A 1,718-nucleotide genomic window follows, 5' to 3' on the forward strand; every position below is an offset into this window, starting at 1 on the left:
ACCGACCTGCACACCAACGTGCTGTCGTATGACTATTTCAAGCTCGCCGCCGACAATTCGCTCGGCTTCGAACGCGTGTCGACGCTGATCGCGCAGGCGCGCGCGCAGTATCCGAACACGCTGCTGCTCGACAACGGCGACACGATCCAGGGCACCGCGCTGTCGGACTACCAGGCGCTCGTGAAGCCGATCGGCTGCGACCAGACGCTCGCGATCTACAAGGTGATGAACGCCGCGAAATTCGACGGTGGCGGGATCGGCAACCATGAATTCAACTACGGGCTGCCGTACCTGTCGCAGGTGACCGGCAACACGTTCGAGGTCGACGGCCTGCCGACGCCGGCCCAGCAGAAGAAGTGCGCGGGCCCGAACTTCCCGCAGGTGCTCGCGAACGTGATCAGCGCGAAGACCAACGCGCCGCTGTTCACGCCGTACACGATCCTGACCCGCACCGTGACCGCGACGACGCCGGACGGCAAGACGGTCAGCGCGCCCGTGAAGATCGGCATCATCGGCTTCACGCCGCCCGCGATCATGAACTGGGACAAGCGCTGGCTCGACGGCAAGGTCTACACGACCGGCCTGAAGGAAGCCGCGGAGAAGTACATCCCCGAGATGCGCGCGAAGGGCGCCGATCTCATCGTCGCGATCTCGCACGGCGGCCTCGACAATTCCGCGTATTCGCCGACGATGGAGAACGGCAGCTGGTGGCTGTCGAAGGTGCCGGGCATCGACGCGATGCTGATCGGCCACTCGCACCAGGTGTTCCCGGACGCGAACAGCACCGTGTCGCAGTTCAACCTGCCGGGTGTCGACAAGGTCAAGGGCACCGTCAACGGCGTGCCGACCGTGATGGCCAACTACTGGGGCAAGCACCTCGGCGTGATCAAGCTCGGCCTGAAGTTCGACGGCAAGGCGTGGGGCGTCGACAAGTCGCTGACGACCGTCGAGGCGCGGGCGATCCAGAACGCCGACAAGAGCTACGTGGCGGCCGATCCGTCCGTGTCCGCCGCGATCGCCGCCGAACACCAGGCGACGATCGACTACGTGAAGACGCCGATCGGCTCGACCGACTACCGGATGAACTCGTACTTCGCCGATGTCGGCGATCCGGGCGCGATCCAGATCGTCAACGAGGCGCAGGCCGACTACGTGAAGACCTACGTGCAGGCGAACCTGCCGCAATACGCGTCGCTGCCGGTGCTGTCGGTCAGCGCACCGTTCAAGAGCGGCTTCGGCGGCGGCACCGACTACACCGACGTCGCGCCGGGCGCGCTCGCGATCAACAACGCGGCCGACCTGTACCTGTACCCGAACACCGTGTACGCGGTGAAGGTGAGCGGCGCCGACGTGAAGAACTGGCTCGAAACCGCCGCGAAGCGCTTCAACCGCATCGACCCGACCAAGGCGACCGTGCAGCCGCTCGTCAGCACCTTCCCCGGCTACAACTTCGACATGTTCACGTCGGCCGATCTCGCGTATGAAATCGACGTCACGCAGGCGGTCGGCAGCCGGATCAAGAACCTGACGTACAAGGGCGCGCCGATCGACCCGAACGCGCAGTTCATCGTCGCGACCAACAACTACCGCGCGAGCGGCGGCGGCAACTTCCCGGGCCTCGACGGCAGCAAGACGATCTTCGCGTCGCCCGATGCGAACCGTGACGTGCTGATCGCGTTCGTGAAGCAGCGCGGCAAGATCACCCGCGCGGCCGACGG

Annotated in this window: 1 protein-coding gene; it reads left to right on the top strand. The window is 65.5% G+C overall.

Annotation, left to right across the window (positions count from 1 at the left end):
• The coding region (locus JYJ84_RS35940; RefSeq protein ID WP_205190233.1) for a bifunctional 2',3'-cyclic-nucleotide 2'-phosphodiesterase/3'-nucleotidase at positions 1 to 1,718 on the top strand (1,718 nt) is incomplete at both ends.

The organism is Burkholderia sp. LMG 13014, from assembly GCF_905232215.1.
Classification (GTDB): Bacteria; Pseudomonadota; Gammaproteobacteria; order Burkholderiales; family Burkholderiaceae; genus Burkholderia.